This window comes from Mycolicibacterium novocastrense, from assembly GCF_001570485.1.
Classification (GTDB): domain Bacteria; phylum Actinomycetota; class Actinomycetes; order Mycobacteriales; family Mycobacteriaceae; genus Mycobacterium; species Mycobacterium novocastrense.
The window spans coordinates 1-2,240 of the sequence record NZ_BCTA01000033.1 but is presented as its reverse complement, the minus strand read 5'-3'; the positions used below and the strand labels follow the sequence as shown (position 1 = coordinate 2,240).

The window sequence follows — 2,240 nt, the reverse complement described above, 5'->3', positions numbered from 1 at the left end:
CACAACCCGGGAGATCTGTTGCAGAACCGGTCCGTGTCGCCGGTCTACGCAACGTCACGCAACACTCGAGGAGACCCTAGAGAAAGGCGTTCCTGGTTGTACCAGGCCACCCATTCGGCGGTGGCGAGTTCGACGTCGTCGATGCATCGCCAGGGCTTGCCACGATTGATTAGTTCGGTCTTGTAGGCGGCGTTGACGGCCTCGGCGAGGGCGTTGTCATAACTATCGCCACGCGACCCGACCGAAGGGGCGATCCCGAGTTCGGCTAGCCGGTCGGTATAGGCCAGCGATAGATACTGCGATCCGCGGTCGGAATGATGGACCAACTCAGATAGTGTTGAATCTGATTGCCACACCGCGTGATTGAATGCCTGCAACGGAAGGTCTTCGGTGCGCATCGTGGCCGAGACCGCCCACCCGACGATCTTCTTCGTGCAGGCGTCCGTGACGAAGGCGGTATAGCAGAAGCCCTGCCAGGTCCGCACGAAGGTGATGTCGGCGACCCATAACCGGTTGGGTGCTGGGGCTCGGAACTGGCGATTGACCAGATCAGCGGGCCGGGCGGCAGCGGGGTCGGTGACGGTGGTGAACACCGGTTTGCCACGCTGCACGCCGCGCAGGCCGGCTTTGCGCATCAACCGGCGGGTCTGTTCTCTGCCGAGGTGCCAGCCCTTGCGTTTCATGGCCCGGTGCATCTTCTTGACCCCGTAGACCGAGAAGTTCTCACGGTGCACCGTGACCAGGTCAGCGATCAGCTGCTCGTCACGGATTTCGCGGTCGGACGGGGGCCGGGTCCGGGCGGCTCGATAGCTGCGGGAAGTGAAGAATCCCGGGATAGCTGCCCGCAGAACCCGGCAGATGAGCTCGACCCCGAACTGACCGCGATGAGCATCGATGTAGGCGATCATTTCGTCGCGGGACGGTCGAGCTCCGCTGCGAAAAACGCAGACGCAGTCTTCAACACTTCATTGGCTCTGCGTAATTCAGCGTTCTCACGCTTGAGCTTGCGGATCTCGGCGTGTTCGGAACTGGATGTACCGGGACGCTCACCGGCGTCGATCTGGGCCTTGCGGCGCCACCGGCGCACCGATTCCTCCGAAATGCCGAGTTTGCTCGCCACGGACTTGATGGCTTCGAACTCAGATATTTCCGAGGCCTCCATCATGGTGTCCACCAACCGCAACGCACGCTGCCGGAACTCCGGCGAATACTGACGGGGCATAGCTTCCAATCCTCCTATGAAGATCGGAACAAAACCCGGGGCACTTCACGGCATCATCGCGGCTTTGTCGCCGCGCGCTGCGGGTGCGGTGTTGGTGGGCACGGTGGCGGTGGTGGTGTCCCAGTCGGGGTAGAACAATCGGCTGCCCGGGTGGGTCAGATAGGTTCGCCCCGTCGGGGCGGTCCATTGCACGGTGCCATCGGGGTGTTGTTGATCGCTCCACCCGCCGAAGGTTTTGAGTAGGTGATGGATTCGGCACAGGCATTTGATGTTGGAGGGGTGGGTGGCCCCGGCTGGATAGGGGGTGGTGTGGTCGAAATCGCAGAATTCGGCTGGGCGGTCACAGCCGGGGAACCGGCACGTCATATCGCGCATCCGGACGAACCGCGCGGTGGTGGGTGAGGGCCGATACCCGGCCCCCGGTGCCGCCGGGGGCGGGTGCACCGGCTGGACTTTGGCCCCCTGACCGATCAGCTCGGCCAACAACGGTGTCGGGATCACCCCACCACCGATGATCAACGCCGCCGGCGACTGGGGGGTGGGCTGCGGCTGCGGCTGGGGGGTGGGCTGCGGCTGCGTTGAGGGCGCCGGGGGCTCGGCCGGTTGCGCGCCCGCCTCCGCCGGCGACTGCGCGGCGGTCTTCGGCTCTGGGGCAGTCGCGGCCGGCTGCGTTGCCGGATGGATCGGCTCTACCTCAGTGGCGTCCGGCTGTGCCCCGGTCGCGTCCGGCGGCCTTTCCGCGGCTTGGGCCGGTGCTGGCGGGGGTTGGGTTTGTGCTTGGGCGGGTTCGGATGGTGCTGACGCGGGCTGGGTTTGTGCTTGAGCGGCTGGGGCGGCTTGGGCGTGTGCGGCGGCCGCGGTGGCGGCCTCGGCGATGATGTTGATCAGGAAGTGCGCCGCGCGGGCATCGTCGTGTCCGGCCGAGGAGCCTGTCACGAATTTTGTGTAAGTCAGAGGTGATTTGACTACGAATTGTATTCTAACACAACGGAAGTCGCCCTGGAAACAGCTTGGCGAG

Annotated in this window: 3 protein-coding genes and 1 other annotated feature; all 3 genes read right to left on the bottom strand. The window is 64.6% G+C overall.

From position 1 onward, the window contains the following. Positions 1-44: 44 nt before the first annotated feature. Entirely contained in the window at positions 45-908 is an 864-nt protein-coding gene (locus RMCN_RS12985) for an IS3 family transposase (RefSeq protein WP_067389749.1), read from the bottom strand. Further along, positions 831-947: a sequence feature (AL1L pseudoknot), on the bottom strand. It overlaps the preceding gene by 78 nt. Beyond that, a complete protein-coding gene (locus RMCN_RS12980; protein WP_067389747.1) occupies positions 905-1,222 on the bottom strand; it encodes a transposase in 318 nt (105 codons plus the stop codon). It overlaps the preceding feature by 43 nt. The genes RMCN_RS12985 and RMCN_RS12980 overlap by 4 nt, the downstream gene beginning before the upstream one ends. 45 nt (positions 1,223-1,267) lie before the next feature. Continuing rightward, the gene (locus RMCN_RS32100; protein WP_067389744.1) at positions 1,268-2,158 is read right to left on the bottom strand and encodes an HNH endonuclease signature motif containing protein; all 891 of its coding nucleotides are present in this window, start codon (positions 2,156-2,158) and stop codon (positions 1,268-1,270) included. Positions 2,159-2,240: the final 82 nt, after the last annotated feature.

What these genes read in the sequence shown, in the direction of transcription:
- RMCN_RS12985 (WP_067389749.1), bottom strand. Translation starts at nt 908, where the DNA reads ATGATCGCCTACATCGATGCTCATCGCGGTCAGTTCGGGGTCGAGCTC.
- RMCN_RS12980 (WP_067389747.1), bottom strand. Translation starts at nt 1,222, where the DNA reads ATGCCCCGTCAGTATTCGCCGGAGTTCCGGCAGCGTGCGTTGCGGTTG.